This is a genomic window from bacterium, assembly GCA_018814885.1.
Taxonomy (GTDB): Bacteria; Krumholzibacteriota; Krumholzibacteriia; order LZORAL124-64-63; family LZORAL124-64-63; genus JAHIYU01.
Window position 1 is genome coordinate 1 of the sequence record JAHIYU010000028.1, and the last position, 2,552, is coordinate 2,552.

Genomic DNA, 2,552 nt, shown 5'->3' on the forward strand with positions numbered 1-2,552 from the left:
AGCAGGGTCGCCGTCTTGCGCCGCAGGGCGCCGCGCAGCAGGCCGTCGTAGAAGCGCGAGAACGCGCCCATGGTCATCACGGGCCGGTCGGTGACGGCCTCGGCGGCGAGCGTCCCGCCGGCCGCCGCCGCGCGCTCCCTGGCGGTGGGCAGCCGCGAGCCGGCCGCGCTGAGCATGGGGATCAGCGTGACCGCGACGACCAGCGACGCGAGCAGGCTGAAGGTCACCGTCAGGGCCTGGTCGCGGAAGAGCTGACCCGCGACGCCCTCGACGAAGACGATGGGCACGAACACGGCCACCGTCGTCAGGGTCGAGGCCATCACTGCGGGACCCACCTCGGAGGTGCCGTCCACGGCGGCGCGGAACAGGCCCAGGCCCAGCTGGCGCTTGCGGAAGATCGACTCCAGCACGACGATCGAGTTGTCCACGAGCATGCCGATGCCCAGGGTCAGCCCGCCCAGCGACATGATGTTCAGCGAGATGTCCAGGCGGTACATGGCGACGAACGTGGCCACGACCGAGATGGGGATCGAGGTGGCGATGATCAGGGTGCTGCGCAGGTCGCGCAGGAACAGCAGCAGCAGCAGGACGGCCAGCACGCCGCCGATGAGGGCCGCGTTGCGCACCTCGTCCACGGCCTGCTGGATGAAGCGCGACTGGTCGAACAACACGGTGAGAATGACGCCCGGCGGCAGCTTGTCGCCGGTCTGCCACTCGGCCAGGCGAGCGCGGAGATTGCGGGCGGCGGTGACGGTGTTGGCGTCGCCCTCCTTGTAGATCGAGATCTCCACCGACTCGCGGCCGTCGACGCGGGTGATCTCCTCGCGCTCCTTGCTGCCCCAGACCACTGTCGCCACGTCGCCCACGCGCACCTGGCCGGAACCGTCGCGGCGAACGATGAGATCGGCGATCTCCTGCGTATCGTCGAACTCGTTGATGGTGCGGATCAGGTACTGGCTGTCCAGGCCGCGCAGGGCGCCGCCGGGCAGGTTCACGTTGCCCACGCCCACGACCTGGCGCACATCGTCCAGGGATAGGCCCAGGGCGGCGAGCCTTCCCTGGTCCACGTCGACCTGGATCTCCTCCTCCAGGCCTCCCTTCACCTGCGCCGCCGCCACGCCGATCACGGTCTCGAAGTCCTGCTTGATCTGCTTGTCGGCCAGCCGCCGCAGGACGGTCAGGTCCGCGTCGCCCGACAGGGCCAGGCGGACGATGGGATCGAGGCTGGGGTCGAAGCGCAACACCACCGGGTCGGTGGTCTCCTCGGGCAGGATCAGCCGGTCGAGCTTCTCGCGGATCTCCATGGACAACAGGTCCATGTCCGTGCCCCAGGCGAACTCGAGCGTGACCTCGGAAATGCCGGGCCGCGACACCGAGTGGATGTTCTGCAGCCCGCGCAGGACGCCCACCACTTCCTCCACCGGGCGCGTGACGAGGTTCTCCACCTCCTGGGGCGCGGTGTCGGGGAACTCGGTCTGGACGGTGATCGACGGATACGCGATGTCGGGGAAGAGTTCCAGGGACAGCCGGCCGTAGGCCACCAGGCCGAACGCGACGACCGCCAGGGCGGACATCACCACGCTGACCCGGCGACGGACGGCGAGATCGACGAGGGTCCTCATCGGCTCCCCGCTTCCACCGCGTCGAGGATCTTCAGCGGCGTACCGTGCTTGAGCGACCGTTGGCCTTTCACCACGACCCGCTCCCCCAGCGCGAGGCCGGAGAGGATTTCGGTGTGCAGGTCGTCGGTGAAGCCGGTCTCGACGATGCGGCGCTCGGCCAGTATGTCGCCGGCGTGCTCCACGTCGTCGACCGCGACGTAGACGAAGGTCTCACCCTTGTCGGTAAGGACGGCGGCGCGGGGTATCAGGACGGTGCCCTCGCGCAGTTCGGTGACGATGCGGACCTTGGCGAAGTCGCCCGGTCTGACGCCGGCCGGGTAGTCGGGAACCTCGACGGTGATCTTGATGGTGCCGCTGGCGGGATCGATCACCGGGCTGATGAGTGTGATGCGGCCGCGCAGGCGTGTGCCGTCGCTGTCGAGGACGAGCGCCACATCCTGCTCCTGCTCCAACCGGTTGAACTCGCGGCTGGGCACGTGGATGCGCGCCAGCAGCGGGTCGAAGTCGGAGATGTCGAAGAGTGGCGTACCGGCCGAAACGGTCTGCCCCACGTCCACCAGACGCCGCGTGACGCGTCCCCCGAAGGGCGCGACGACTTCGGTGTAGGACAGGGTCAGCCGCGTGAGGCTCTCCTCGGCCCGGGCGTTCTCCAGCTCGCTGAGCGCGGCCTGGAACTCCTCCTCCGACGCCAGCTCCTCGGCGCGCATGGCCTCCATGCGGCTGAACCTGGAGAGCAGGTTGGCGGTGGCGGCCTCGGCCTGGGCGATGCGAAAGCGGTACTCGGCGTCGTCGATCCGGAGCAGGGCGCCGCCGGCGGCGACCCGGTCGCCCTCCTCGGCGGTGATGGCGAGGATCTGGCCGGAGACGCGGGCCAGCACCTGGGCGGTCTTCTCGGCCTCCAGGGACGCGGTGGCGTCGTAGGTGCTGGCG

At 69.6% G+C, this 2,552-nt stretch carries 2 protein-coding genes; both read right to left on the reverse strand.

The genetic code is table 11. From position 1 onward, the window contains the following. Positions 1–1,622 (reverse strand): efflux RND transporter permease subunit (locus KJ554_01790; protein ID MBU0741065.1); only part of this gene is annotated, 1,622 nt, incomplete at its 3' end. After that, a partial coding sequence (locus tag KJ554_01795) for an efflux RND transporter periplasmic adaptor subunit (GenBank protein MBU0741066.1) occupies positions 1,619–2,552 on the reverse strand: 934 nt, incomplete at its 5' end. The genes KJ554_01790 and KJ554_01795, both read right to left, overlap by 4 nt.